A 26,038-nucleotide genomic window follows, 5' to 3' on the forward strand; every position below is an offset into this window, starting at 1 on the left:
CCAGTCCGTAAGGAGAAACCGATGTCTGATAATCCTGTCTGGAGTTACTCTGCGGTTCTGATGGGGTCACCTGTCCTGCTAAAACTCTTTTCTCCCAATCCAGCCCTTGCTTCCCGCGTGTTTTCGTTAATCAAAAAATACGAAGATCTTTTTACCGTTAATCGCACACCCTCGCAGGTGATGGACATTAACCTCGCGGCCGGGCGTCATCCGGTTCATGTCAGCCGCCCGGTATATGAACTGATCAAATGTGCCAGGGACGCCAGCGTATGGCCAAATAGCACATTTAATCTGGCGATTGGTCCGCTGGTGAAACTGTGGCGCATCGGTTTTCAGGGTGACCGCGTGCCTGCCGCCAGTGATATTGCTGCACGTTTGCGTATTACCCGCCCACAAGACGTGGTGCTGGATGACGTCGCCGGCACCGTGTTTCTGGCGCAACCGGGAATGGAGATCGATCTTGGCGCGATTGCTAAAGGCTTTATTGCTGATCGCGTACGTAATGACCTTCACCAGCAAGGCGTGAGTGAAGCGTTGATCAATCTTGGCGGTAATGTACAGACACTCGGCACGCCACACGGCGCCTGGACAATCGGCGTGAAAAAACCGTTCGCCGGGGCAGACGCGCTGGTGGGAACGATCGATGTTGTGAACAAATCGGTGGTGACGTCCGGTACGTATGAGCGCTATTTTGAGCAGGACGGCAAACGCTGGCACCATATTCTCGATCCGCGCACCGGCTACCCGCTGGAGAATGAGCTGGACAGCGTGACCGTGATTTCCAGCGACTCGCTTGATGGCGATATCTGGACCACCCTGTTGTTCGGAATGGGCGTGGAGCAGGGGTGCGCTGCGCTTCGCCAGCGTGAGGACATTGACGCGATCTTCGTGACCAAAAACCGCGACATTATCCTCTCTTCGCAGCGGCAATTCCGCTTTACGCAAACGGACGACAGCTACCGGGTTACTGACTGTACTGCTTAAGCAGACTGTATTGCTCGGCAATCAACTGATAGCGATACACCGGGCGCCCCGTTGCACCGTAGTGAATGGTGGTATAAAGAATATTGATTTGCGCCAGCCAGATCAGGTACTTACGGCAGGATACGCGAGAGATATTTACCGCGCTGGCCAGTTCATCGGTAGAAAACTCAATGCCCGGATGGGCATCAATCCACTGACAAATGGTGCGCAGCGTTTGCGCGGTTAACCCTTTCGGCAGCTTACGCGTGTCGGCCACTTCCGGTGCGTTGCCATGCAGCAGGCGATCAACGTCGGATTGCTCGTAATAGGGCTGGGCATCCATCTGCTTGCGTTTCTCGCGCCAGGTGGTCAAGGCTTCTTCAAAGCGCGGGAACTGGAAGGGCTTAATCAGGTAATCAACCACGCCATAATACAGCGAGGTTTGAATGGTGTTGGCGTCGGCGGCTGAAGTGATCATTATCACGTCGATGGCACGCCCCGAGGCGCGAAGGATCGGCAGCAGATCAAGGCCGCTATCCTGTTGCATATAAACGTCCAGCAGGACTAAATCGATGGACAGCCGTGGATCGTTCACCATCTCCCCGGCCTGACGCAGCGTAGATGCCGTGCCGCAGCACTGGAAACCGGGTATCTGTGTCACATACATCCGGTTCAGTTCGGCTACCATGGCATCATCATCAACGATTAATACATTTATCACGCGGTCTTCCTTTCACTATCCCAGGGGAGATGGACAAAAAATTGGGTGAATACGCCGGGTTCTGACTCAACGGATAACGTGCCGCCAAGTTCGCTAAGTTGCTGGCTGGCAAGAAACAGCCCCACACCCCGGTTATCGCCTTTGGTTGAAAATCCTTTACGGAAAATCATCCCGATATGCTCCGGCTCAACGCCCGGCCCGTCATCGCTGACCTCGCCTATCAGCCAGCCATTCTGATAATGCAGTAACAGGCTGACTTCGCCTTCTGCCTGCTGGCTCATGGCATCGAGCGCGTTTTCAATTAAATTCCCCAGCACCGTGACCAGCACAGTCACCTGCCGGGCGTTAGGGTTCTCCGGGACCTGGCTTTCATCGGCCAGGGTCAGCGTAAACCCGCGTTCTTTCGCGCGGTTGATTTTTCCTAACAGGAAACCCGCCACCACCGGCGATTTAATACGGTGCTGGATCGCGCCGATATCAGTTTGGTAATTCTGCGCGGTTTGCAGCACGTAACCCTCGAGCTTGTCGTAGCTTTTCATATTCAGCAGGCCAAGGATCACATGCAATTTATTCATAAATTCATGGGAAGTGGTGCGCAGGGCGTCAACATAATTCACCATCCCGTCCAGACGTTGCAGCAACTGGCTAACTTCGGTTTTATCGCGGAAGGTGCTAATGGCACCAATTACCGCACCCTGACTGCGCACCGGTACGGTATTGCACAGCAGTAGCAAACCATTATGCCCCAGTTCCCGGTCCTGACGTGGCTGGCCCGTTTTCAGCACTTCAAGCAGTTCAGCCATCAACGGGCCGTGCCCGGTTTCACCGGCGGCATTATTGCCGAGCAACATCTGCCGCGCGGCGTGGTTGAGCAGCGTGACGCGACCATCGGCATCAATGGCGATCACCCCCTCTTTTAATGACTGTAACATCGCCTGGCGCTGCTTGAACTGGGCAGAGATTTCATACGGCTCCAGACCGAGTAAAATCCGCTTCAGCACGCGCACCAACTGCCAGGTGCCGAGGGTGCCAATCAGCGCGCTGCACAGCAGGATCCACATACCTGCCCAGCGGCTGCGACTGACTTGCTCGTCCACTTTGCTCAGCGAGATACCAACCGACACCACGCCAATTTGCTGATGGTTGTCATCATACACGGGGGTAAACACGCGTAATGCCGGCGCCAGCACGCCGCGGTTAACCGCCACATTTTCATTGCCTTTTAGCGCGGGCTCCAGATCGTTGCCAATAAAATGCTGACCAATAATCGCGGTATTGGGATGAGAATAACGAATGCCCTGCATATTGGTGACCACCGCAAACAGCAGATCGTTACGCGTTGCCACCGCCTGCGCCAGCGGTTGGATCACATTGCTGTTCGGGGGCAAACGCAGCCCACGCTTGACTTCGGGCGCATCGGCAAGCGTGCGGGCAACGGCCAGCGCCGTCTCTTTTACGCCGTCACGCGTGGCATTGCTGATCTGCCAGAACCACAAAGCAAAGGCCAGCAACAGTACTGAACCGGTGACACTGCAGACCATTAGCGTGACCCGTGTACTGAGTTTCATCGGTCGCTTACGGGGCTTCACGGCGGCGGACGCAAAATCGTTCATAACAAACCCGATTATTAACAACGAGGTATCTATTATCGCCGATAGGGGGCAAATCATAAAGCGATGTAAAAAGATGAAAACTTACAAAAGGTGCCGGGAAGCGTGACCCCATTCTCAGGTCCAACATATAAATAACCTTATAGTGAGTGTGGAACCATTGAGAAGGAGCACTCTATGAGCAGTAAGCCAAACGGTTCGACCCAGGATCGCCGCAACCCTGACACCCGCCATATCGATCGCCTCGCGACCGGGGACATGCTGGCGCTGATGAATCAACAAGATCGGGGCGTCTGCGAGGCCATTGCCGCCTGCCTGCCCGACATCACCCGACTGGTGGACAACGCGAGCGCAACGGCCAACCGTGGCGGGCGAGTGGTCTGTATTGGCGCCGGGGCTTCAGGGCTGGCCGCCGTACGATTTGCCAGCGGATTTGCGCAGGGCGCTACCCACCCGCTGGTCGCGATAATGGCCGGCGGCGACCAAGCGCGTAACGCAGAGCAAAACATGGCCGCGGGCAGTGAAGCGCGCGGTGTTAGCGATCTGCAAGGAATTCGCTTTACTGCGAACGATATGCTGGTGGCGCTCTCGGTCAGTGGAGAAACGCCGTGGATCTGCGGCGCGCTGCGTTATGCCATGTCGCTCGGGGCACGCGTGGCGCTGGTTTGCCGCAACCGTGGCAGCGCGGCCGCACGGCTGGCTGATATTGTGCTGGCCCCCGAGACAGGCGCGGAAGTGATCAGCGGTTTTGCTGAGCCAAAAGCAGAACTGGCACGCCAGCAGATCCTGAATATGCTCGGTACCGGACTGGCGGTGCGCACCGGCCGGGTGTACAGCAACCTGCGGGTCGATATCCAGCCAACAGACACCCATTGGGCTGAACGCCAAATCGCAGTCGTGATGGCCGCTGCGCAGTGCAGCCGCGAGCAGGCGAAACAGGCACTCTCTGCCAGCGACGGCGAGGGTCGCGCGGCGATTTTAATGCTGCTTTCCGGGTTGAGTGCCGGGCAGGCGAAGTTGTTACTGGCAGAAAACCATCACCATCTACGCATTGCGCTGCGCGAAGCCAATGTGCAGGCGGCAGCGTTATAATCTTCCTGCACCGCCCGTTCAGCCGTTGCGCTGACGGGCGGTTACATTCCTTTTCTTTTCCAATATGGCGAAATAAAGGGCGAAATTATTTCCCGCTTCGCAATAACAAGCTGTTTGATATTCTGGCAATTTAAAAGAAATTACAGATTAATTAATTCCACACAAAATAAAGAAGCTCTTTTTTTAATTAAAAAAAGCAACCACACTTTAATCGCAAGAATTGTCAAAATTGTGAATGATATTTTAAAAGAAGGTAAAAGTGCGTTAATATATGCCTTCTCGAATCACAGAATGCTATTTCATTTATCAAAATGCCTGCTATGAAAAAGACAACAACTTCGCTGACCGCGATCGCCATGCTGGTCGTTTCTGCGACCTCTGCGTATGCGGAAGAGACCCAAAAAACCGACTTTCTGCTGATTGGCGGCGGTATCATGAGCGCCTCTCTGGGCACCTGGCTGCAAGCGCTGCAACCAGAGTGGAAGCAGGTGATGGTCGAAAAACTAGACGGTGTCGCGCTGGAATCGTCGAACGGCTGGAATAATGCCGGTACCGGTCACTCAGCCAATATGGAACTGAACTATACGCCGGAACGCCCGGACGGTTCGATTGATGTGAGCAAAGCGCTGGAAATTAACGAACAGTTTATGATTTCCCGCCAGTTCTGGTCAGCCCAGGTGAAACGCGGTATTTTGAATAACCCGCATGCCTTTATTAATTCTACCCCGCATATGAGTTTTGTCTGGGGCGATAATGTGAATTATCTGGCCAAGCGTTATGCCGCATTGCAGCAAACAACCTTATTCCAGGGAATGAAATTCTCCACCGACCATCAGCAAATTAAACAATGGGCACCGCTGGTCATGGAAGGGCGCGATCCGCAGCAAAAAGTGGCCGCAACCTGGACCCCGGTCGGCACCGATGTTAACTACGGCGAAATCACCCGCCAGCTGGTCGGCAGCCTGAAAAAAAGCAACAACTTCTCACTGCAGACCTCTTCAGAAGTCACCGACTTTAAACGCAATGCTGATAACTCCTGGCATGTGACGATCAAAGACGTGAACAATGGCAACGAACACGCTATTGATGCCAAATATGTCTTTATTGGCGCGGGCGGCGGTGCGCTGAAACTGCTGCAAAAAACCGGTATCCCGGAAGCGGATAACTATGCCGGCTTCCCGGTTGGTGGCTCTTTCCTGATGACGGAAAACCCGGCCATCACCAGCCAGCACATGCAGAAAGTCTACGGTCAGGCTTCGGTAGGTGCACCGCCAATGTCCGTGCCGCACATTGATGCCCGTTTTATTGATGGTAAACGCGTGGTGCTGTTTGGGCCATTCGCCACCTTCTCGACGAAATTCCTTAAACAGGGCTCTTTCTTTGATCTGCTGAGCACCACCACCACCAGCAACTTCATGCCGATGACCCACGTTGGCCTGGATAACTTTGACCTGGTGAAATATCTGGTGAGCCAGGTCATGCTGAGTGATGATGACCGCTTCGAGGCGCTGAAAGAGTACTATCCGAATGCGCGTAAAGAGGACTGGAAACTGATTCAGGCCGGCCAGCGCGTGCAGATCATCAAAAAAGATGAAGAGAAGGGCGGCGTGCTGAAACTGGGTACCGAAGTCGTCGTCGATCAGCAGAAAACCATTTCAGCCTTGCTGGGTGCTTCGCCGGGCGCGTCCACCGCTGCACCAATTACGTTAAATGTGATCAAGAAAATGTTCCCTGAACAGTTCAAATCTGCCGAGTGGCAGAACAAGATCCATGAAATCGTACCGAGCTACGGCCAGGAGATGAATGGTAATGTGGCGCTGACGCAGCAGGTGTGGGATGACACCGCCGCCACGCTGCAGTTGACCAAACCGCCGGTCATTCAGATGAACGACCAGAACACCACCCCGCAAGCGAAGCCTGCGCAGGAACAACCTGCCTCCACGCCACAGCATGATATGGCGCTGTAAATAAAAAAAGCCTCTGGAAACAGGGGCTTTTTTATTATTGAGCGCAGTATAGTTTCCTCCGCAATTATTACGTTTTTTATTGTGTGGTTATTATTCAGCACACGCAGAAAATATATCGCTGGCAGAGGATTGCTCCCTGTTAGGAAAGACTCTATATTCAGTGTGGGTGCAATAAGAACTTTCCTGATTTGGCTGATCTAATAAATTGACCTGACAGATTTTTCTGCAAAGAAAATAATAAGCGTGCTTTCTTTCTATCTTCAGTAGCCAGGGTTAATCACGAATTTTTTGCGTTCTGGTGCATTTTGTATCAGGCATTTTTTATGCCTGAGCAGTTTGCCTGTGGGTGAAGAACCAATGCTCCTGCCGTCGTATAAAAAATAAAACTGTTAAACAGTTAATCATACTCTGGAGTAAAAATGATGACTCGCGCCTTTCCTGTCAAACCGCTGATGCTGGCGGTTTCCGCCGCCCTCGCGTCTATGTGTGCCGCTAACGCTTTTGCGACCAGCGGTTCTGTTACTGTCACCGGTACGGTGAGCGATTACACGGTAACTTCGTCGGAAAACTATGACGCCTTTGTGATCAGCAATACCGGTATCATCAATGGCAGCAGTACCGGTCTGAATACTTCGGGTACGCTGGGTACCTTGCAAAACAATAATACCATCACCGCGGGGTACTATGGCGTTCAGAACCAGGGCTCGATAACGATCCTCGACAATATCGGCACCATTAATAGTGACCGTGCGTATGGCATTCTTAATAATGGCACTATCGGCGTAATTAATAATACTGGTTTAATTCATGCCGGTTGGGGTTATTCGCTGGTGAACCAACAAGGCACCATCGGGGCGATAAATAACAGCGGTGTTATCAGTGCCGGAACCATTAACGGCTCGGCGATTATTAATAACGCGACCATGGGGCTGCTGACCAACTCCGGTACGGTGATTGGCAATATTGTTTCCTCTTCAGGTATGTCGATTGCCGGGGGGACTGGCGGGACGATCGGTACGCTGACCGGTTACACGCCTGGCACCACCCTGGCTACCGGGCTGATTAACATCTCCAGTGGCGATCTGAATTTTGTCTCCGGAGACTTGCTGCTCAACGACAACGTGACTTTAGCCTCCGGCACCCTCTACAACAGCGGTGCCGGGCTGTATGTGTCTAACCCCATTACCCTTTCCGGTAATTATGATCAGGCCGCCGCAGCTGCACTGAACATCAATGTGGCCAGCAGCGCGTTAACCACCGGCGATCTTACGTCTGATGCGGGCTATGGGCGCTTAAAAGTCAATGGTGCGGCTAATATCGCCTCGGGATCCTCGGTGAATCTGGTCAGCCAGGGCTATGCTTTCGCCAATGGACAGCGTTATGTGGTGGTTGATGCCACCGACGCGCTGAACACCAATTACAACGCGTCGGCCCTGAATTATTCCGCGACGTCATGGAACGGTGGGATCACCGGCACCAGCCAGACCGATACCACCACCGGCGATAAACTGCTGGTGCTGCAACTGGCACCCGCTGTCGTCAGTACACCGGGCGGCAATGGCACCACCACGCGCAACATCTTCGCCACCCTGCCGAATGCGAACACTGCACTGTTTGGTTTGCAGAATTACACCGGCGTGTCGGATGCGCGCCTGCTGAATCTCTATAACGCCTCGCTGGCGATTGGCTCCACGGCTGAAGCGAACAAAGCGGGCGAGCAGCTCTCGCCAACGCAGAATATCAGCGCCGGGGCAGCCGCCAGCTCCACCACCTTCGATATGTTGAATGTGATCGGCTCACGCATTACCTCGTTGCAGGTTGCGCGAGCGGGCGGGCAGAGCGGCCTCGCAACGGGCGACAATGCGCTGGATACAGCCGCATGGGGCCAGGTATTCAGCGGCTGGGCCAATCAGGGCACGACGTCTGAGATGTCCGGCTACCGCGCCGACTATACCGGTGTGGTGCTGGGTGCGGATCAGGCGATCACCGATGCATGGCGTCTGGGGGCGGCACTCAGCTACACCTCAACCAATGTGAAGGGCAAAAGCAACCTCAACGGCTCCAACTCCTATGTCAACTCATGGGGGCTGACCGCCTATGCCAACTACATTGCCGAGCGCTGGTACACCAGCCTGTATGCCACCGCCGTGACGCAGCAGTTCAACACGCAGCGTAAGATCGACTTTACCGGTTACACCGGAACAGCCAACGGTAAGTTTGATGGTCAGCAATATGCGCTGAAAGCGGAAGTGGGTTATCCGCTGGCGTTGACAGAGAGTGTCTCCCTGACGCCGCTGGCTAACCTGAGCTACAGCTTTATGCATCAGGAAGGCTACAAAGAGACGAACGGTAACGGTGCCGCGCTGGCCATTGACGCTGCTCACAGCGATGCGATCAAATCTGGTCTGGGGGCAAAACTGGATACCGTGGCCGCAACGCCGTGGGGCGATGTTTCGCCATATGTTCAAGTGCTGTGGTATCACCAGTACGATAACAAGCCAATGAACGTCTCGGCGAGCTACGCGGCAGCGGTAGATGAAACCCGCTTTACCAGCCAGGGCAGTACCCCGGAAAAAGACAGCGTGGATGCCAGCATTGGCGCGACGTTGATCCACTCCGATACCACCAGCGTCACAGCGTACTACGACATCACAGCGGCTCAGGATTACACTAACCAGTCAGTGAGCCTGCGCTTTAAGAAACTGTTTTGAGTCATCAAAAAAGGCGCACCACCGTGCGCCCTTTATGCAAAAAAGCCGCTACCTTTGGGTTGCGGCTTTTTTGTTGCCTGCCTGCGGCTCAGCCCGGCTGGCGCTTTTCCAGCCGCCGGTAAAGTGTGCTGCGCGAAATCCCCAGTTTTTTTGCCGCCAGACTCATATTCCCCTCGGCTTCAGCAATGGCGCTTTGTTCATCCATTGCCGGCACCGACACCTGCGCTTGCCGGGTAAGGGTGATTTCGCCAGGCAAATCCGCCAGCGTGATACAGTCGCCATCTTCTGCCAGCGCCATAAGCACACGTAACTGGCTTAACAACTGGCGCACATTGCCCGGCCAGGGGCGGTTCGCCAGCGTCTGGACCACCTCATCGCTCAGCGAAAGGTTGCGCTGTGCCGCCCCCATTTCGCGCCACAGTTGATGAATAAAATTCGCCACCTGCGGCCATTCGCGCAGTGGCGGAATGCGCAAATGATACTCCTGAATGCGGTACAGCAAATCTTCCCGAAAGGCGCCAGAGGCGACCCGCGCATGCAGATCCTGGTGCGTGGCGCAGATGAGGGCAAAATTGACGGGCCAGCTGCTGTTGGCACCAAGCGGCGTGACACTTTTCTCCTGCAATACCCGCAGCAAACGGGTTTGCAACGCCAGCGGCATATCGCCAATTTCATCAAGAAACAGCACACCACCGTCGGCTTCACGGCATTTGCCGATATACCCTTTCTGACTGGCGCCGGTAAAGGCGCCAGCAACATAACCAAACAGTTCAGATTCAATTAATTGTTCCGGCAATGCGGCACAGTTAATGGCGACAAAATTGCCATTTCGCCACTGGCTGCGGGCGTACAGCTCCCGTGCAAGATGCTCTTTCCCACTGCCGGTTTCACCGGTTACGCACAGCGCAATCCCGGCATTTACAATGCGCAACGCTTTCTCTTTTTCCGCCGACAGCGCGTCTTGTGGATGCGGCATGCCGCGCCCGCTGTAGCGTCTTTCTGGCACTGTCCGCCGGGCGTAATAGCGGCGGTTATCATCACCGATCTGCAGCGTGTTGCTGTTGCGCAGGTCAATGCCGGGAAACAGCGCGGCAAGTGTCATGGCACCAAAGTGACCGCAGGTGAGCGAAAAGGCATCCATCGCCAGTTTATTGGCGCCGAGCAGTGTGTTGTCTTCAAAAATCAGCAGCAGTTCCTGAGCGCTGCCGAGCACCGCCGGATCATGATGCAGGCTCAGCAGCCAGCGATCGGCACCGAGTGCACTGCGGGCCCAGGCATGCTCAATCTCACACACTGCCCGGCGGATCACTGCGGCTGCATCGCGGCGGGGGGCCTGCGCCGGGGTCGACATGTCGAGCACACCAGCGATTTGCCCGTCCGGCCGGAACACGGGCGAAGCGGAACAGAACAGCCCGGCATTCCGACTCAGATAGTGTTCGCCGCCGGAAACTTCACAGTGGCGCTGCAGCGCCAGCGCCGTGCCGATAGCGTTAGTGCCGCGTGCATGCTCCCCCCAAAGATTGCCGGGCGACAGCGCGAAACGCTGCGCTTTGTGCATGAAATCACTGTTACCGTGCGTCTCGAGAACCAGCCCGTTGGCGTCCGACATCACCATAATCGACGGATGTCGGGCCAGCTCCGTCCCGAGGCGCGTCAACAGCGGCGCAACCAGATGGCCGACCCAGCCATTCTCCGCCCGCGCATCTTTCAACAGTGAGGTGGCTACCCACGGTTGAGCGTCATCGTCGCGCGTCAGGCCATAGTTGAGGCTGCGTTGCCAGGAGTCTTCAAGTTGACAGGGCAACCCGGTGTGGGGCTGAGCAGGGGCTAAAGACGGTGCACGTTGCGGCATGTCACTCTCCGGCATGGGTGTGTTGCATTTATGTAGCACAATGGTGTCCCACATGTAGCGACATGCGACACATTTCCCATACCGCGTTCGCCGGATTGTGCGACATGGCTGGGCATGCATCTTTTTTACGTTGATTAACTGACTGATCGCTAAGTGTTAATGCTGAATTGTTGCCGGAGTGTTAGAACCTGGCATAAGAACTGCTTATATCCCGTTGTCCGCATCTGAGCGAGACGCCTCACCTATACCGCATAATAACAGAGGAACATCTTATGAAATACGCTCATCCAGGCCTTGATGGCGCTAAAGTCTCTTTCAAACAGCGTTATGGCAACTTTATTGGTGGTGAATTTGTCGATCCGGTAGAAGGGCGCTGGTTTACCAATACCTCGCCGGTGACCGGGCAGGTGATTGCTGAGTTCCCGCGTTCAGATGCGGCGGATATCGAAAAGGCTCTCGATGCAGCGCATGCTGCCGCCGACGCCTGGGGAAAAACAAGTGTGCAGGATCGCGCCAATGTGCTGCTGGCCATTGCCGACCGCATTGAAGCCAACCTGGAAATGTTGGCGTTAACCGAAACATGGGACAACGGTAAACCGATCCGCGAAACCCTGGGGGCCGATCTGCCGCTGGCGGTGGATCACTTCCGCTACTTCGCGGGATGCATTCGTGCGCAGGAGGGGACGGCGGCTGAGATCGACAGCAATACCGTTGCTTACCATATCTATGAACCGCTGGGCGTGGTCGGGCAGATTATTCCGTGGAACTTCCCGTTACTGATGGCGGCGTGGAAGCTCGCACCGGCGCTGGCAGCGGGTAACTGCGTCGTGCTGAAACCCGCAGAGCAGACCCCGCTTGGCATCTGCGTGCTGATGGAGCTGATTGGCGACCTGTTGCCAAAAGGCGTACTCAACGTGGTTCATGGCTTTGGGACCGAAGCGGGTGAGCCACTGGCGCGCAGCAAACGTATTGAAAAAATTGCTTTTACCGGTTCAACGCCAATCGGGCGGCACATTCTGTCGTGCGCAGCGGAGAATATCATCCCCAGCACGGTCGAGCTGGGGGGGAAATCGCCCAACATCTACTTCGAAGATGTGATGAATGGCGACGAGGGGTATATCGATAAAGCGGTAGAAGGCGTGGTGCTGGGCTTCTTCAACCAGGGTGAAGTCTGTACCTGTCCGTCACGCGTACTGGTGCAGGAGTCTATTTATCCGCAGTTTGTCGAGAAAGTCATTGCGCGGATGGCCAATATCCGCAAAGGCGATCCCTTTGATACCGACACGATGATTGGTGCCCAGGCCTCGCAGGAGCAGTACGACAAGATCCTCTCCTATATTGCTATCGCCCGCGATGAAGGCGGGGAAATCATTACCGGCGGATCGCATGTGGAACATGGCGATGGGCTGCAAAATGGTTTTTATATCCAGCCGACGCTGATCAAAGGCCATAACGGTATGCGCTGTTTCCAGGAAGAGATTTTTGGGCCAGTGCTGGGCATTACCACCTTTAAAGACGAAGCCGAAGCGCTGCGCATTGCTAACGATACCGAGTTTGGTCTGGGGGCCGGGTTGTGGACGCTGGACATTAACCGCGCCTGGCGGATGGGGCGCGCGATCAAAGCCGGGCGCGTCTGGACTAACTGTTACCACCTCTATCCGGCACATGCCGCGTTCGGTGGCTACAAAAACTCTGGCGTTGGCCGTGAAACGCACAAACTGGCACTGAGTCACTATCAGCAGATCAAAAACTTACTGGTGAGCTACAGCGGCGCACCGTTGGGTCTGTACTAATAAACCACAGTGGATGAGGTGAAGAAATGCAACTGAAAACCATGAAAGCGGCAGTGGTGAAAGCCTTCGGCGAACCCCTGGTCATTGAAGAAGTGATGGTGCCTGGCGTTGAGCCAGGCAAAATCCTCGTCAAAATCGAAGCCACCGGCGTCTGCCATACCGACTTGCATGCAGCAGAAGGCGACTGGCCGATCAAACCCAACCCGCCCTTTATTCCTGGCCATGAAGGTGTGGGCGTGGTGGTAGCGGTCGGGCAAAGGGTGACGCATGTCAAAGAGGGCGATCGCGTCGGGGTGCCATGGCTTTACTCTGCCTGCGGTCACTGCGAGCACTGCCTGGACGGGTGGGAAACACTCTGTCACGGTCAGCAAAACGCCGGCTACTCTGTGAACGGCACCTTCGCGCAATACTGCCTGGCGGACGCCAATTATGTGGGCATCCTGCCGGATAATGTCGACTTTCACAGCATTGCGCCGATCCTTTGTGCCGGGGTCACGGTCTACAAAGGGCTGAAGATGACCGAAGCCCGCGCCGGAGAATGGGTGGTGATTTCCGGCATTGGTGGACTGGGGCATCTGGCGATCCAGTACGCGGTGGCGATGGGTATGAACGTCGCCGCAGTCGATATCGACGACAGCAAGCTGGAGTTTGCCCGCAAGCTGGGAGCATCGGTGGTGGTCAATGCGCGTAATGAAGATCCCGGGACCCGCTTTCATGCAGAGTTTGGCGGTGCGCACGGCGTGCTGGTGACGGCGGTATCACCGAAGGCATTTGAACAGGCCACTACCATGATGCGTCGTGGTGGCACCATGGTGCTGAACGGGCTGCCACCGGGGAAATTCGACCTCTCAATCTTTGATATGGTTCTGGACGGCATTACCGTGCGCGGCTCGATTGTCGGCACGCGCAAGGATTTGCAGGAAGCGCTGGATTTTGCCGGGCGTAATAAAGTGCATGCAGAGATCGCCGTCGAACCGCTGGAGAATATCAACAGCATCTTTGACCGGATGCGTGCCGGGCAGATCACTGGCAGGATCGTGGTCGACATGTCGAAATAACCGCAACACGGGGCAGCGATGCCCCGTGATGTGTGTTAACGCAGGGAATCCGCAAAATCCGCCAGCTGCTGGTTAAAACGGGCTGGCTCTTCAAGAAACGGGGCGTGCCCCGAATTGGCAAACCACACCGCGCTGATACGAGGATTTACGTTTCTGGCCCGCGCCAGCGAAGCCTGCGGATTAACCAGCTGGTCATGCTTGCCGTAGATAAACTGCACCGGAATTGTTGCTTTTCCTAACCCCTTCTCAAGCGCTACCTGCATTAACGGCACGGCACGCTGCATCTCCCATGAGGCCATAGCGGCGCTGGCTTGCAGGCGGGCAAATGTCACCGCGTCGGGCTGCTGGTAAAAGCAGAGTCGCAGAAAGTCGCGCTCGCCATCAAGATGGGTCGCTAAGTCTGCCGAGGTCATCGCTGCATACACCTGTGCATGCGCCGGGATTTGCGCTGGCGTTAACTCCACCACGGCATCGACATACAGCGCCCCGGACAGGGACTTATCGCCAAAGCGTGCCAGATAGTGGCTGATCACTGCGCCGCCGAGCGACCAGCCCACCAGCAAGGGCTTTTTGGCATGGCTTGCGGTTATCACGGCAGCCACATCCTCCGCCCAGCGGCTTCCCTGGCGATACGCCTCCGTTTGTGTGGGTTTTGCCGACAGCCCATGGCCGCGTAAATCAAAACTGATTAACCGAAAGCGTTGTAAGGCAGGATCCTGGCGCTGTTTTTCCCAGTTCAGGTGGCTGCCTAATAAACCATGAATAAAGATAATCGGCTGGCCCTGTGGCGCACCGGACTCCTGTACGGCCAGGACCACACCGTCCGCTGAGGTCACGGTATACTTCCTGTCGCTGGCAAACAGCGTGGCGGAAAAGCATAACAACAACATGGCAAAACAACGGGCAGGGGATAACCGCATAAAATGTTCCTCCGGATGAATGTACGCCGCTATCCTCAACCCTGACACTGGTGTCAGAGTCAAGCTTTTTACCGGGAGGAAGAAAATGTTATCGATTGGCGAGGTCGCCCGAAAGACGGGCATTAGCGTGCGTTCAATCCGCCATTATGATCGCCAGGGGCTGCTATGCAGCACACGCGCCTGCAACGGGTATCGCTACTTTCCACCGCAGGTGATAGGCCAGGTGCGGCAAATTCAACAGTTAATCGCAACCGGTTTCAGCCTTGCTGAAATAGCTGCATTTCCGGCCTGCATGCGCAATGAAGAAGGGACCGCGTGGTGCCCGCAAACCCGCGCGTTGCAACGTCAACGGCTGGCGACGATTGAGGCGCAAATCGCCACCCTCGAACGCCGTCGCGCACAGCTTCTTGCCGCCCTTGCGGGCACTGAGTAAAAAACGACGCCCGGAGGCGTCGTCGCGTTGCGATGGGCGAGAGGTGTTACAGGCCGCGTCTGGCAATCACATTCGCCAGTTCGACCAGACGGTTGGAGAAACCCCACTCGTTATCGTACCAGGCGAGGATTTTTACCAGATTGCCGCCAATCACCAGTGTCGACAGACCATCGATAATGGACGAGCGCGGATCGCCCTGATAATCGCTGGATACCAGCGGCTCGTCGCTATACCCCAGAATCCCTTTTAATGGGCCAGCTTCTGCCGCTTCGCGGAACGCGGCATTCACTTCATCGACGGTGACATCGCGTTTTAACGTGACGGTGAGGTCAACAATGGACACCACCGGTACCGGTACGCGTAAGGAATAACCGGTGAGACGCCCGTCCAGTTCCGGGATCACTTTGCCGAGCGCTTTGGCCGCGCCGCTGGAATAAGGCACGATAGAGAGCGCCGCGGCACGTGCGCCACGCAGATCTTTTTCCGGCTGGTCGTGCAACGCCTGGCTGTTGGTGTAGGCGTGCGTGGTATTCATTAGCCCGTGCTCAATGCCAAAACGTTGGTGTAACACCTGTGCTGCAGGGGCCAGCCCGTTCGTGGTGCAGCTGCCGTTACTGACGACAAAGTGACGCTGCGGATCGTATTGCTGGTCGTTTACGCCCAGCACGATGGTCAAATCGTCATTTTTACCCGGCGCAGAAATAATGACGCGTTTCGCTCCGCCATGGGTGATGTGCACCGCGGCTTTTTCACGATCGGTAAAGAAGCCGGTCGCTTCAATCACGATCTCTACACCGACGTCGCGCCAGGGAATATTCGCCGGGTCACGCTCGCTAAACACACGCACCGGTTTGCCATCCACCAGAAGCTGACCTTCACCGGCTTCAACCGGCACCGGTAGCGTCCCTAACAGGGAATCGTGTTTGAGCAGGTGAGCAAGGGTTTTACTGTCTGTCAGGTCATTAATTGCCACGATCTGTACGTCGGCATTACCTAATGCTGCACGCAATACGTTACGTCCGATCCTGCCAAAACCATTTATTCCAACCTTCACCATGATTGACTCCTTCTTATGCGGTAACTGCATTCACTGTAGGCCGGAGGGGAAATGGCGTAAATGACAAAAAAGGATCACTTTAGGCCATATTGCGACAGTGGAAGCGCTGACGATATTCGCCGGGTGTCAGATGCAACTGGCGTTCAAAGGTGCGGCGTAAATTGATGCTGCTACCAAAGCCGGTGGCGGTGGCGATCCGTTCCAGTGTCTCGCGGGTCTGCTCAAGACGATGGCGGGCGGCAGCAAGGCGGGCTTCGGCGACATACCTTGCCGGAGAAACGCCGCATTCACGGGTAAAAACGCGGGTAAAGTTGCGCGGGCTCATTGCCACACGTTCCGCCAGTTTTTCCACGGACAACTCTGCCGCCAGGTTTGCCAGGATCCAGCTTTGCAGCTCGCTGATGGGACCCTCGTTTTCAGCCTGTTGCAACTGGTAGCGGCTGAACTGCAGCTGTCCGCCGGGGCGGCGCAGGTACATTACCAGGTCCTGCGCAACATCGCGGGCAAGGGTAAAACCGTAATCCTCTTCCACCAGCGCCAGCGTCAGATCGAACCCCGAACTGACGCCGCCCGAGGTCCAGACTGGCCCATCCTGTATATAGAGCGGGCCGCCTTCAACCTTCACCTGTGGAAATGCGCGTTGCAGGGTTTCCAGCAGCCGCCAGTGGCTGGTTGCCCGGCGGCCATTAAGCAGGCCGCTTTCCGCCAGCAGCATTGCGCCGCCGCAGATGGACGTCACCCGTCGGGCATGCGGCGCGGCAAGCTTCAGCCAGTCCACCACGGCGGTGCCTTCCTCTGCATCAATACCGCGCCCGGTAATCATGATGGTGTCGCGTGGCTCCCGCGGATCCAGATCGGGCAAACGATAGTCAGCCAGTAAATTTAAGCCGGACTGACCATGGATAACCTGGTGCGGTTGAGTGGTGGCGATGCTGATTTTATAGCGCGGCGCGGCACCCGCTTCAGTGTGCAGGCGGTTGGCCTGCATCAGGATGTCGGCAATACCGGCGGCTTCAAACAACATGCCGCCATCAGGAACGATAATCAGGAATGTTTTCATGGCCTGAAAAGTACGCTGATCACATAATAAGTCAACAGCGAGAGGTAATGTTTCGACAAAGACATACGTGACAACGTCACGTAAGAAAGCCTGCGCAGCACAATGAACAGTCACGCGTTGCCAGCCCCATTGCAGGCAAGGTAAAGGTTGCGTCCGTCCTGGCCAGCAACAGCACTTGCCAGAGGACACCGGGAGTGTGATAGATTTGCTCTGCTTTTTGAAAGAAGGGCCATCGTGAGGCCTTTGTCAGTCAGGACAGATCGGCGGCGGAAACAAGTTTGCCGTTGGCGTTGAGGCTCAGCTCATTCTGAAACGCCGTTTTTTTAGCAGCAGGCATGCTCGTTAGTCGCTACTCTATAGAAAGGATATCCATTTCATGTCAGCAGCGTACCGCGTGAGGAATGATCCATGGCTATAGCAAAAGCGTACAATTTAAAACAGGCTTATCAAATGATTAGCTCAGGAAAGCACAAAGAAGTTGAGCTTGCTTTTGATGTTGATGCCGATGCATTTTTTATGTTGTCGACGAATTACGGTATGACCGGGGCAAAAATTGCCCGCCACGACAATCATTTTGTCCTGCGGCTTGAGCAGGAAGCCTCTTCCGCTTCAGGCTAAAAGCAGGGCACCGCTGTGATTGCAGGCGGCACGATAAGAACATGGCCGCCTGACCTCTTTTTTGGCAATCCGTGCGCATGTCATCAGCTTTAAATAATTTTCCCTTTAAATAACCGCGAGCCCTGTCACGGACTCTGCTTCACCCGGCTGACGGCTTCCTGTGTTGTTACCCTTATTTTGGCGGCAGGATCTGCCGTCGTACCTGACTCGTTATCTGTCACTCGCTTCCCGGCACGCGCCGGGATTTTTTTCGCATGATGGCGCAGCGATAATCGCTTTAATGTGCCCTGACGAAAATTTCTGTTAATTAATACTGTAATCAAAGAGAGCCGTAAAAAAAGGAGAAAAATTAAAAAATGTCACCTAAGGTAGCCCATTAACAGGTTTGCGCAGGCAAACCGCTACCGAATATCTGACGTTGATGAGTAACAGGGGAGTGACAATGGTACTACCGCCTTATTCTTCATCTGTGCGCTGGCACGACTTTCGTATTGATACGCCAACATTTGAACTAACCCCGGTCGAAAAACCTGATATGTCGCCCTTTCTTTTTCATATGACCGGACGCAAAGCTATCGAATCTATTTTGTCACCAGAGGATAATTTTCTTTATTGTGAGGGATTTTTACGCGCTTCCATTCCCGAAGCGCAAAGTGAAGATCGTCATTATCAGGCTAAGGTGGTGTGTTTCTCAGAATCGCCTACGTTTGCGCTGGATTTTTTCCGTTATCGTAGTTACAGGCGCTGGAGCAGCGATCAGTTATATGGGATTGGTTTCGATAAAAGTGCTTTAGCGAAGTTAGGTGCCCGACCTTGTATCTATGCTGATGAAAAGCTCAAAAAAGACATCCTGTTTATCAAGCAGAAACTGGACAAGGCAGACATTACTGACGACGAGTTAGCGCAAAGGCTCACGTCGCTGGTGAGTGGCACTTATCCATTAATGATGCCGTTGCTTGAAGATACGGCGAAACAGGGGTTTATGTGGGAACGAGAATGGCGGTATGCAAACGAAGAGATGGGGGGGCTTGTTTTCCCCTATAGCGCTATCCGGGTTATCTGTTGCCCGGAAGATGAGGTTATTAACATCAAACGTATTCTGGGGCAAAGTGCTGAGACAATCGCTTTTATTCATTCCTGGCGCGAATATGATGAAGTGACGACTTATCTCCGGAACCGTAAAAAAGAGATGCATATTCCGCAATCGTGGCATCACAGTAATGAAAAAGAGTTTCTGGAATCCCTTGTCGAACAGTTAAATAACCATGAAAAGGTATTAAATAAAATCAGCGCGTTTAAAGGATTTATTGACACCATTGAAAGCAAAGAGTCGGCCACAAATGCAGCCTTGCAGGAATTACAAGAATCAATCCAGACGATGCAAGCGCAGGTCGATAAATTGAGAGAAAGACTGAAATAACGGCAATCGCCGAAGATAAGAATAAAAGCCCGGCAGAGGGTATTTTTTCTGCCGGGCCATCAAATTACAGCAGGTCGAAGCGGTCCAGATTCATCACTTTCGTCCAGGCTGCAACAAAGTCGTTAACGAATTTCTGACCGCCATCGTCGCTGGCATAGACTTCTGCCAGTGCACGCAGGATCGAGTTGGAGCCAAACACCAGATCGTTACGTGTGGCGGTATATTTCACTGCGCCACTCTTACGATCGCGGCCTTCAAACAGCTCTGCTTTTTCATCAGCCGCGCGCCAGGCGGTGCGCATATCCAGCAGATTAACGAAGAAATCGGTGCTCAATACGCCGGGTTTATCTGTAAAGACGCCGTGCTGGCTGCCATCATAGTTTGCCCCCAGCACCCGCAACCCACCGACCAGCGCCGTCATTTCTGGCGCGGTGAGCGTCAGTTGCTGCGCTTTATCAATCAGCAGTGTTTCGGTGGTAATACCGTCCCACACCCGACGGTAATTACGGAAGCCATCGGCTTGCGGCTCCATCAGACTGAACGACTCCACATCAGTCTGGTCCTGGCGTGCATCGACGCGACCCGGTGTGAACGGTACCGTGACCTGAATCCCGGCAGCAGCAGCGGCTTTCTCGATACCGACAACCCCGGCCAGTACAATGATATCCGCCAGCGACGCTTTGCCTGAAGTTTGCTGAATGCTCTGCAACGCCGGCAGCGCTTTGGCGGCAATAGCGTTCACCGGCCAGTCTTTCTGCGGTGCCAGCGCCAGCCGCGCGCCATTGGCGCCGCCACGTTTGTCACCACCACGGAAGGTCGAAGCAGAAGCCCAGGCAACAGACACCAGTTCACTGACCGACAGACCGGATTCGGCAATGGCGGCTTTCAGGCTGGCGATGTCTGCCCCGTTCGGCTGATGGACTGCCGCTGGCAGCGGATCCTGCCAAATCAGATCTTCTTTCGGCACTTCCGGCCCAATGTAGCGCGCTTTTGGCCCCATATCGCGGTGGGTCAGCTTGAACCATGCGCGGGCAAACGCCTCATTAAAGGCTTGTGGATCGTTCAGGAAACGGCGGGAAATCTTCTCGAAATCCGGGTCGAAACGCAGCGTCAGGTCGGTCACCAGCATGGTGGGTTTGCGTTTCTTCGACGGGTCGAAAGGATCGGGAATGATCTCTGGCGCATCTTCGGCGACAAACTGGATCGCGCCAGCCGGGCTGCGGGTTTGCACCCATTCATATTTGAACAGGTTTTCGAAGAAGTAGTTGCTCCACTGCGTTGGGGTTTGCGTCCAGACTACTTCCAGACCGGAGGTAATGGCATCTGCCCCCACGCCGCTACCGTAGTCGCTTGACCAGCCAAGTCCCTGCGCCTCCAGCGGGGCGGCTTCCGGTTCCGGGCCGACGTGGCTTGCCGGGGCGGCACCGTGCGTTTTACCCAGCGTATGGCCGCCTGCGATCAGCGCGACAATCTCTTCGTCATTCATCCCCATGTTGCCAAAGGTTGCGCGGATGGCATCCCCGGCTGAGGTAGGTTCGCCGCTGGCATTCGGGCCTTCCGGGTTGACATAAATCAGCCCCATTTCCGTTGCGCCAATTGCCGCCTGAGCGAGACTTTCCGGGTGGCGGTGCGCCAGCCACTCTTTTTCGTTACCCCAGTCGATGTCCAGATCCGGCTCCCAGACATCTTCACGGCCTGCGCCGAAACCAAAGGTACGGAATCCGGCATTTTCCAGCGCGACGTTACCGGCCAGAATGAACAGATCGCCCCACGAGATTTTTTGACCGTATTTCTGTTTAACCGGCCACAACAGGCGGCGGGCTTTATCCAGACTGACGTTGTCCGGCCAGGAGTTAAGCGGTGCAAAACGTTGCTGACCACGCCCGGAACCACCGCGGCCGTCTACCGTACGGTAGGTCCCGGCACTGTGCCAGGCCATGCGGATAAACAACCCGATATAGCTGCCCCAGTCCGCCGGCCACCACTCTTGTGAATCGGTTAACAGGGCGCGAATGTCGGCTTTCAGCGCCGGGTAGTCCAGTTTTTTGAACTCTTCGCGATAGTTGAATTTGTCACCGAGGGGATTAGAACGGTTGGAATGTTGGTTCAGCAAGTCCACGCGCAGTTGATTGGGCCACCAGTCCTGATTGGCGGTCACACGTTTAATGTTCTGCTTGTTTTGGTCATGAAAAGGGCATTTCTCTGCGGAGGCAGAGTGGGTTTTATCGTCTGACATGCTCATATCGGGCTCCATTTGCTGTATGTAGGCTCTACGATATACACCGCGACCTGTTAAAGGTATTTGAATGAATCTACAGATTTGATAGTTAATACCTTTCTACCGAAGCGCAATTTTCCCGGCAGAAAGGCGTATTTCAGACTACGCCTTTTTAAACATTAGCTATTCCTGCACGCTTGCCAGGGTTTTTTTCCTCTCTTTTCGCCGTTTTGTTGACGCTGGTATTGAAAATCCCGCTGCCGTAGACTCAGGCCGACATTCACAGGGAGATGACGATGGCAAAACGCACATTTGACTGGCGGGGACTTGAAGCCGCCGCGATAAACAGCATGGTTAACGCGGTACGCCAGGTTCATCAGCAGTATCCGGATGAGCAGATATACGCGGCCATGTTTCATGCCTTTTACGGTGATGGCGAGCAGATGAGCTGGCCTTGTATTGCCACGGGCACGGAAGAGAGCCTGGCGCAGCGCGTGGCGTACTATCAGCGCGAACTCGGCTACACCACGCCCGCAGAAGCGTTGAGTGAAGAGCTGCGCTGGTCCGGCGCGGATCTGCCACACTGCCAGGAGATCGATGAAGAGGGCGAGCGCTGGGCCGATGCCTGCCAGGCCTTCGCGGCGCAGGACGGCACATTTTCCGGCTGGGAAAACGTCTATAACCGCTTTTTGCACATATTCCCCAAAGCGGCCAAAAAAGCGCGTAAGCAATTGCTGGACGAGGGCATTGTCAGCAAGGCGTTTATTGCCATCGCCGCCGACGAGGCTGAAGAGCTTGTCCCGTTAAGCCTGACGAAAACGCAAATCGCGCGCCATTTTCCGCGCTTTGATGCCGAAGCCGTGGAAAGACAACGCATTGCCGGGTTGCCAGTTGACCAGCAGCTGGCGGAGCTGGTGCCGCAGGTGGTTGGCTCGGCGCCACGGGGCATACTGTATGGCGATTATGAAGCGTTGCTTAAACCCCTGGGCGAGGCAGCGGTTCCGCCACTTTGTGCGGTGATCCGTGGAGAGCAGCCGGGTGATAAGTGGAAAGCGAGCATGTTGCTGGCGGAGATCAACGTGTCGACAGACGAAGCCACTGCGGCGCTGTGCCTGTTGCTGGATGACCCGGCAGCGGACGAGAGCGACCGTCGCTGGGCAGCGGCGGCGCTGGCGCGTCTTGACCAGATGGCGTGCATTGCCGCGCGGGTTCCGGCATTGCCCCTGGATATTGCGGCGGGCGGGCTTGCCGGTCCGTATCGGGCATTTCGTGAAGATGGCCACTTCCGGCCGCTGGATTATCGCCCATTAGAACAGGTGCTGGAACAGTTTCCGCAGCTGGAACCGGCGCTGGCGCAAGAACTGGCACCGGGGCGCGGGTATTGCCGGATCACGGCCACGGAAGTTGCCGCGGCGCGTGCAGGGCTTGCATCCCGCTGGCGGGTGATCCGCGAGCATGCCGCTGCGGTGCTGGAGGCGTTTGAAGATAAACTCGGCTGATTTCGCGTGCATCGCGTTTGCCGTGGATGGGCTTTCATGCTAAAGCCCATCGGAGTCCATCAGCATCGCTATGCGCGCCCACCATAATCCGCACTTGTGTCTTTAAAATCATCAGGTTATAAAACGTTCTCACCACAACAAAGGATGCTGTGATGCCTGTTGCACCCTCGCTTTCTGTTGAACGCGCGCTGGCGCTGGTCAACCGCTGGTTTGATGAAGCCACCACCCGCCACGCGCCGGAGGGCGCTGATGATAATCCTCTGCGCGCAGCGGATTACGCCCTGATCCTGAACTGTGAAGCGCAGCGAGTGACGCTGGATAATGAGATCGGCCGTTTCAGAGACGACGACCAGGACGCCGAAGACTGGCTCGGAACGCTGACGCAGACGGAGGTCAACACCGTCTGGCTGCCCGCCATCACCGCGCTTATCCTGCTGCGTCTGCCGAAGGCCTTCAGTTACTACCGCTTCCGGGCGAAGGCGCGCTTCGCCACCGTCGATGGCCTGCTGGAAGCCACGCTGGTGAATGAGATACATCACGCCAAAATCGCGCAGCTTCGCCAGGCGATGGCGCGCTGGCAGAACGCGGTACTGGAGCAGGGGACTGCCGCCACCGATCCCACCTCGACCCTGTTTTATTGCAGCAACGCGCTGAATCCCGATCTCTACCCGCAACCGGATATCGCCATGTTGCTGCGCGGATGCGCGCTTATCGAACAACGCAACCGTGGCACACCGCAACAGGCGGAGCATCGCCACTGGATAGCGTTTCAGCTGAGCGAGTGGGTAGAAAAGCACTTTTTGCCGCACTATTTTACGGTTGAAAAATCTGGCTGGGGCGAGCGCACTTACCACCTGAAACCAGATGCGCCGACGCTTTGCGACAGCGACGACGGTACGCAGCCACTGGATCTGCTGCTCTATGTGGCCGTATTGATCCTGCGCTTTGAACCCAGTTACAGCAAACCGACCGGTTTACAGTATCTGGCGCTGGCGCAGCAATTGGGCAGCAAGAAAGCCGGGCGCTACCTGCGTGAAGGCAGCGGTGCGCTGGCCGAAACGGTGCTGCAGCGCCCGGAGGTCGTGTGCAGTGCGAACGATGTGCTGGCACACGTCACCATTGAAATCCGCGAGGAAAAGGCCGCCGCCTGGCAACATGCACTGGCGTTTATTGTACGTCTGCTGGAGCAGGGCTTCCCGCGTAATTACAAAATCAAACTCAAGTCGACAGCGAAAAACTACCTGCCGCTAAAAGGGCTGGCGCGGTCCGACACGCACCGTTTTTTTGCCAGTGCGCTGCAATATCCGCCGTTGTTTGCGCAACTGGAGGCTTATGCCCGTATCGCCATGCAGCAATATGAGGTGTATGCCGATGCGGAAGCGGAAAAAAGCTGCATGCCGGGCACATACGCCACGTTTGGTCTGGCCCTGAGTTGCGAGCGTTATTTCCCGCTGCTGTGCGACTATATGTCGCTGGTGGATGAGGAACACCAGTCTGTCCAGGATGCATTCTGTAAGGTGTTTATTGAGCGCTACGCCCTTAACGAAAAGACGCTGCCCGTGCTGGTCGCCTGCCTGCGCTGCGCGACAATGTCGCTAAAATTAAAGCTGCCACAGTTAGAGGATGATCAGATGTTACGCCTGCTGGTGGCGCAACTGTCGCCCCTACCGGGTTACACCGTTGAACATATTCTGTTTTTGCTGTGGGGCAGGCGGGAGAAGTTAAACAAACTGGCGGCGAAAGCCCGCGGTGAAAAACAGCAGCTGTACCGCGCATTGTGTGCAGCTGCCGACAAAGAAGAGGCAGCATGAGCTACATCGACAGTTACGATCATGAATGGATTGGCGAGTTAGGTTACCTGCCCATTTACCACCCGTTGCAGAACATTGAGGGGGAAGGGCGGGGCGCTTATGACTTCAGCGCCACGCCGGAGAACCTCGTTCTTGGTGGCGGTAGCGGCGAACATCCGGCCCTGGTCGTCCACCAGTTGCCTTCGCTGGCGGCGATTTTCCTCTACGACCAGTTAAGTGAGGAGGAAGAAGCCGCGCTGGGCGCGGAAGAAAAAGCGTTCGTTGAGGATCTCTGTTTTGCTGCGGAGCCGCTGGAGTTTTGCGGATGGCGTGTTGGCGATTTTGCCCGTTTGCAGGCGATGGCGGAAAGCCCGGCATTTATGCACCCGGTCACGGCGGAGGAAGAGGTCGAAAACTGGATCGAAAAATCCCTTGGCGAGCTGATCTGGTATGCATTGCCGGACCTTAACCCGCACCATCAGGCGTTACAGACTATTTTTCAGCACGTTCAAATCTATCCGTCAATGCGTAATGTCTCGACCGCGCCGCCGGGCTACCCACCCTGTGGCGGGCGTCTTATTGTGGAAGGAAAAGTCCGCTGGGGCCTCGGGCGCTGGGGCAACGTGTAGCAGACATCACCCTTCGTTCTGTTAAGGGGCACATCTGGCGCCAGGGGTTACAGGTCATTGTTGATTTTCATACCCCTGGCAAGCGTGTTCGCGGCAATCAGGTCATAGAATGCAGCGAAATCGGGCGTCAGTTTGTAGAGGTTGCCGCACTCATCTTGCTCCGGTATAGCAAATGCCTGGATGGCATCTTCAGCATGCAGATGGGTTCTGTCCCAGTAATAAACCCCGCGTCTGCCCGCGTCATTGACCAGGATATAGTAGTTTCCGCCAGGATCGTCACCAATGATGAATGCGTTGCGAATAAACGCAATCTCATCGAGAAATTCATCATTATGGTAGTGAAGATCATAATTTTCGTTCAGCGTATGGAGGCCAAATAACGCATCAAACGCAATGATGCCCTCATCAACACCCTGAAAATCTAACGCACAATAATCGGGACTCTTGACGACAAAACCATTTTGTTTTTTGAGAAATTCCTGGTAGTCATCCGGTAACGTGATGGCATATTTTGTTGTCAACGTCTGAACCTCTGTAACGGGCAGAGGTTTCCCACAAGAAACAGGCATGGTAACTCCTTGTTTTAATCGGTGTGAACACGGCCTGGCCCAAAAACCGACGATAAAC

Annotated in this window: 20 protein-coding genes; 12 read left to right on the forward strand and 8 right to left on the reverse strand. The window is 55.3% G+C overall.

Going from position 1 to position 26,038, the window contains the following annotated elements:
* The first annotated feature begins 21 nt into the window (after positions 1-21).
* On the forward strand, positions 22-984 hold the full coding sequence (locus ACUY4S_RS10625) for an FAD:protein FMN transferase (RefSeq protein ID WP_458021901.1): 963 nt from the start codon (positions 22-24) through the stop codon (positions 982-984).
* Here the strand turns inward: ACUY4S_RS10625 and dcuR are convergent.
* A complete protein-coding gene (gene dcuR, locus ACUY4S_RS10630) occupies positions 965-1,684 on the reverse strand; it encodes a two-component system response regulator DcuR (RefSeq protein ID WP_458021899.1) in 720 nt (239 codons plus the stop codon). The two genes, ACUY4S_RS10625 and dcuR, sit on opposite strands and share 20 nt — an antisense overlap.
* Positions 1,681-3,297, reverse strand: coding sequence for a sensor histidine kinase (locus tag ACUY4S_RS10635; RefSeq protein WP_458021898.1), 1,617 nt, complete (start codon positions 3,295-3,297; stop codon positions 1,681-1,683). Before ACUY4S_RS10635 ends, dcuR begins: the two co-directional genes overlap by 4 nt.
* Positions 3,298-3,471: 174 nt before the next feature.
* Here ACUY4S_RS10635 and ACUY4S_RS10640 point away from each other — a divergent pair, with 174 nt between their 5' ends.
* The 3 genes from ACUY4S_RS10640 to ACUY4S_RS10650 all read left to right on the forward strand — a co-directional run bounded on the left by ACUY4S_RS10640 (position 3,472) and on the right by ACUY4S_RS10650 (position 9,064).
* Positions 3,472-4,386, forward strand: coding sequence for an N-acetylmuramic acid 6-phosphate etherase (locus ACUY4S_RS10640; RefSeq protein WP_458021897.1), 915 nt, complete (start codon positions 3,472-3,474; stop codon positions 4,384-4,386).
* A 311-nt stretch (positions 4,387-4,697) separates the two neighbouring features.
* Positions 4,698-6,353 carry a malate dehydrogenase (quinone) gene (mqo, locus tag ACUY4S_RS10645; RefSeq protein WP_458021896.1) on the forward strand — a complete coding sequence of 552 codons (1,656 nt, stop codon included), beginning with the start codon at positions 4,698-4,700 and terminating at the stop codon, positions 6,351-6,353.
* Between the two features lie 419 nt (positions 6,354-6,772).
* Positions 6,773-9,064: an autotransporter family protein gene (locus ACUY4S_RS10650; protein ID WP_312689330.1), complete on the forward strand. Its 2,292-nt coding sequence runs from the start codon at positions 6,773-6,775 to the stop codon at positions 9,062-9,064.
* An 88-nt stretch (positions 9,065-9,152) separates the two neighbouring features.
* On the opposite strand, the gene ACUY4S_RS10655 is transcribed toward ACUY4S_RS10650, so the two are convergent.
* On the reverse strand, positions 9,153-10,916 hold the full coding sequence (locus ACUY4S_RS10655; protein WP_458021895.1) for a sigma-54-dependent Fis family transcriptional regulator: 1,764 nt from the start codon (positions 10,914-10,916) through the stop codon (positions 9,153-9,155).
* Between the two features lie 272 nt (positions 10,917-11,188).
* Between ACUY4S_RS10655 and exaC the strand changes: the two genes are divergently transcribed.
* Both exaC and adhP read left to right on the forward strand, forming a co-directional pair.
* Positions 11,189-12,709, forward strand: a complete 1,521-nt coding sequence (exaC, locus tag ACUY4S_RS10660) for an acetaldehyde dehydrogenase ExaC (RefSeq protein WP_312689333.1) — start codon at positions 11,189-11,191, stop codon at positions 12,707-12,709.
* A 26-nt stretch (positions 12,710-12,735) separates the two neighbouring features.
* Positions 12,736-13,767, forward strand: coding sequence for an alcohol dehydrogenase AdhP (gene adhP / locus ACUY4S_RS10665; RefSeq protein ID WP_458021894.1), 1,032 nt, complete (start codon positions 12,736-12,738; stop codon positions 13,765-13,767).
* Positions 13,768-13,802: 35 nt separating this feature from the next.
* Here the strand turns inward: adhP and ACUY4S_RS10670 are convergent, their stop codons facing one another.
* Positions 13,803-14,687 carry an alpha/beta fold hydrolase gene (locus tag ACUY4S_RS10670; protein WP_458021893.1) on the reverse strand — a complete coding sequence of 295 codons (885 nt, stop codon included), beginning with the start codon at positions 14,685-14,687 and terminating at the stop codon, positions 13,803-13,805.
* Between the two features lie 85 nt (positions 14,688-14,772).
* Here ACUY4S_RS10670 and ACUY4S_RS10675 point away from each other — a divergent pair, with 85 nt between their 5' ends.
* Entirely contained in the window at positions 14,773-15,120 is a 348-nt protein-coding gene (locus tag ACUY4S_RS10675) for a MerR family transcriptional regulator (RefSeq protein WP_458021892.1), read from the forward strand.
* 46 nt (positions 15,121-15,166) lie between these two features.
* Here ACUY4S_RS10675 and gap read toward each other — a convergent pair whose 3' ends face one another.
* Both gap and ACUY4S_RS10685 read right to left on the reverse strand, forming a co-directional pair.
* A complete protein-coding gene (gap, locus tag ACUY4S_RS10680) occupies positions 15,167-16,177 on the reverse strand; it encodes a type I glyceraldehyde-3-phosphate dehydrogenase (RefSeq protein ID WP_312689338.1) in 1,011 nt (336 codons plus the stop codon).
* A 79-nt stretch (positions 16,178-16,256) separates the two neighbouring features.
* The gene (locus tag ACUY4S_RS10685) at positions 16,257-17,237 is read right to left on the reverse strand and encodes a GlxA family transcriptional regulator (RefSeq protein ID WP_312689505.1); all 981 of its coding nucleotides are present in this window, start codon (positions 17,235-17,237) and stop codon (positions 16,257-16,259) included.
* 408 nt (positions 17,238-17,645) lie between these two features.
* Between ACUY4S_RS10685 and ACUY4S_RS10690 the strand changes: the two genes are divergently transcribed.
* Positions 17,646-17,855 carry a hypothetical protein gene (locus ACUY4S_RS10690; RefSeq protein ID WP_312689340.1) on the forward strand — a complete coding sequence of 70 codons (210 nt, stop codon included), beginning with the start codon at positions 17,646-17,648 and terminating at the stop codon, positions 17,853-17,855.
* 442 nt (positions 17,856-18,297) lie between these two features.
* Entirely contained in the window at positions 18,298-19,275 is a 978-nt protein-coding gene (locus ACUY4S_RS10695) for a hypothetical protein (protein ID WP_312689342.1), read from the forward strand.
* Positions 19,276-19,339: 64 nt separating this feature from the next.
* On the opposite strand, the gene katG is transcribed toward ACUY4S_RS10695, so the two are convergent.
* Positions 19,340-21,517 (reverse strand): catalase/peroxidase HPI, encoded by a 2,178-nt coding sequence (gene katG, locus ACUY4S_RS10700; protein ID WP_458021891.1) that lies wholly within the window; start codon positions 21,515-21,517, stop codon positions 19,340-19,342.
* 272 nt (positions 21,518-21,789) lie between these two features.
* Here katG and ACUY4S_RS10705 point away from each other — a divergent pair, with 272 nt between their 5' ends.
* The 3 genes from ACUY4S_RS10705 (at position 21,790) to ACUY4S_RS10715 (ending at position 25,411) form a co-directional block, all read left to right on the forward strand.
* Complete coding sequence (locus ACUY4S_RS10705; protein WP_458021890.1) at positions 21,790-22,992, forward strand: DUF4303 domain-containing protein; 1,203 nt, start codon at positions 21,790-21,792, stop codon at positions 22,990-22,992.
* Positions 22,993-23,144: 152 nt separating this feature from the next.
* Entirely contained in the window at positions 23,145-24,803 is a 1,659-nt protein-coding gene (locus ACUY4S_RS10710) for a DUF6138 family protein (RefSeq protein ID WP_458021889.1), read from the forward strand.
* Entirely contained in the window at positions 24,800-25,411 is a 612-nt protein-coding gene (locus tag ACUY4S_RS10715; protein ID WP_312689349.1) for a hypothetical protein, read from the forward strand. Before ACUY4S_RS10710 ends, ACUY4S_RS10715 begins: the two co-directional genes overlap by 4 nt.
* Before the next feature lie 47 nt (positions 25,412-25,458).
* On the opposite strand, the gene ACUY4S_RS10720 is transcribed toward ACUY4S_RS10715, so the two are convergent.
* Entirely contained in the window at positions 25,459-25,980 is a 522-nt protein-coding gene (locus ACUY4S_RS10720; RefSeq protein WP_458021888.1) for an SMI1/KNR4 family protein, read from the reverse strand.
* Positions 25,981-26,038 lie beyond the last annotated feature (58 nt).

This window comes from Kosakonia beeri (genome assembly GCF_054165705.1).

What these genes read in the sequence shown, in the direction of transcription:
- ACUY4S_RS10625 (WP_458021901.1), top strand. Translation starts at nt 22, where the DNA reads ATGTCTGATAATCCTGTCTGGAGTTACTCTGCGGTTCTGATGGGGTCA.
- ACUY4S_RS10635 (WP_458021898.1), bottom strand. Translation starts at nt 3,297, where the DNA reads ATGAACGATTTTGCGTCCGCCGCCGTGAAGCCCCGTAAGCGACCGATG.
- ACUY4S_RS10640 (WP_458021897.1), top strand. Translation starts at nt 3,472, where the DNA reads ATGAGCAGTAAGCCAAACGGTTCGACCCAGGATCGCCGCAACCCTGAC.
- mqo (WP_458021896.1), top strand. Translation starts at nt 4,698, where the DNA reads ATGCCTGCTATGAAAAAGACAACAACTTCGCTGACCGCGATCGCCATG.
- ACUY4S_RS10650 (WP_312689330.1), top strand. Translation starts at nt 6,773, where the DNA reads ATGATGACTCGCGCCTTTCCTGTCAAACCGCTGATGCTGGCGGTTTCC.
- ACUY4S_RS10655 (WP_458021895.1), bottom strand. Translation starts at nt 10,916, where the DNA reads ATGCCGCAACGTGCACCGTCTTTAGCCCCTGCTCAGCCCCACACCGGG.
- exaC (WP_312689333.1), top strand. Translation starts at nt 11,189, where the DNA reads ATGAAATACGCTCATCCAGGCCTTGATGGCGCTAAAGTCTCTTTCAAA.
- adhP (WP_458021894.1), top strand. Translation starts at nt 12,736, where the DNA reads ATGCAACTGAAAACCATGAAAGCGGCAGTGGTGAAAGCCTTCGGCGAA.
- ACUY4S_RS10670 (WP_458021893.1), bottom strand. Translation starts at nt 14,687, where the DNA reads ATGCGGTTATCCCCTGCCCGTTGTTTTGCCATGTTGTTGTTATGCTTT.
- ACUY4S_RS10675 (WP_458021892.1), top strand. Translation starts at nt 14,773, where the DNA reads ATGTTATCGATTGGCGAGGTCGCCCGAAAGACGGGCATTAGCGTGCGT.
- gap (WP_312689338.1), bottom strand. Translation starts at nt 16,177, where the DNA reads ATGGTGAAGGTTGGAATAAATGGTTTTGGCAGGATCGGACGTAACGTA.
- ACUY4S_RS10685 (WP_312689505.1), bottom strand. Translation starts at nt 17,237, where the DNA reads ATGAAAACATTCCTGATTATCGTTCCTGATGGCGGCATGTTGTTTGAA.
- ACUY4S_RS10690 (WP_312689340.1), top strand. Translation starts at nt 17,646, where the DNA reads ATGGCTATAGCAAAAGCGTACAATTTAAAACAGGCTTATCAAATGATT.
- ACUY4S_RS10695 (WP_312689342.1), top strand. Translation starts at nt 18,298, where the DNA reads ATGGTACTACCGCCTTATTCTTCATCTGTGCGCTGGCACGACTTTCGT.
- katG (WP_458021891.1), bottom strand. Translation starts at nt 21,517, where the DNA reads ATGAGCATGTCAGACGATAAAACCCACTCTGCCTCCGCAGAGAAATGC.
- ACUY4S_RS10705 (WP_458021890.1), top strand. Translation starts at nt 21,790, where the DNA reads ATGGCAAAACGCACATTTGACTGGCGGGGACTTGAAGCCGCCGCGATA.
- ACUY4S_RS10710 (WP_458021889.1), top strand. Translation starts at nt 23,145, where the DNA reads ATGCCTGTTGCACCCTCGCTTTCTGTTGAACGCGCGCTGGCGCTGGTC.
- ACUY4S_RS10715 (WP_312689349.1), top strand. Translation starts at nt 24,800, where the DNA reads ATGAGCTACATCGACAGTTACGATCATGAATGGATTGGCGAGTTAGGT.
- ACUY4S_RS10720 (WP_458021888.1), bottom strand. Translation starts at nt 25,980, where the DNA reads ATGCCTGTTTCTTGTGGGAAACCTCTGCCCGTTACAGAGGTTCAGACG.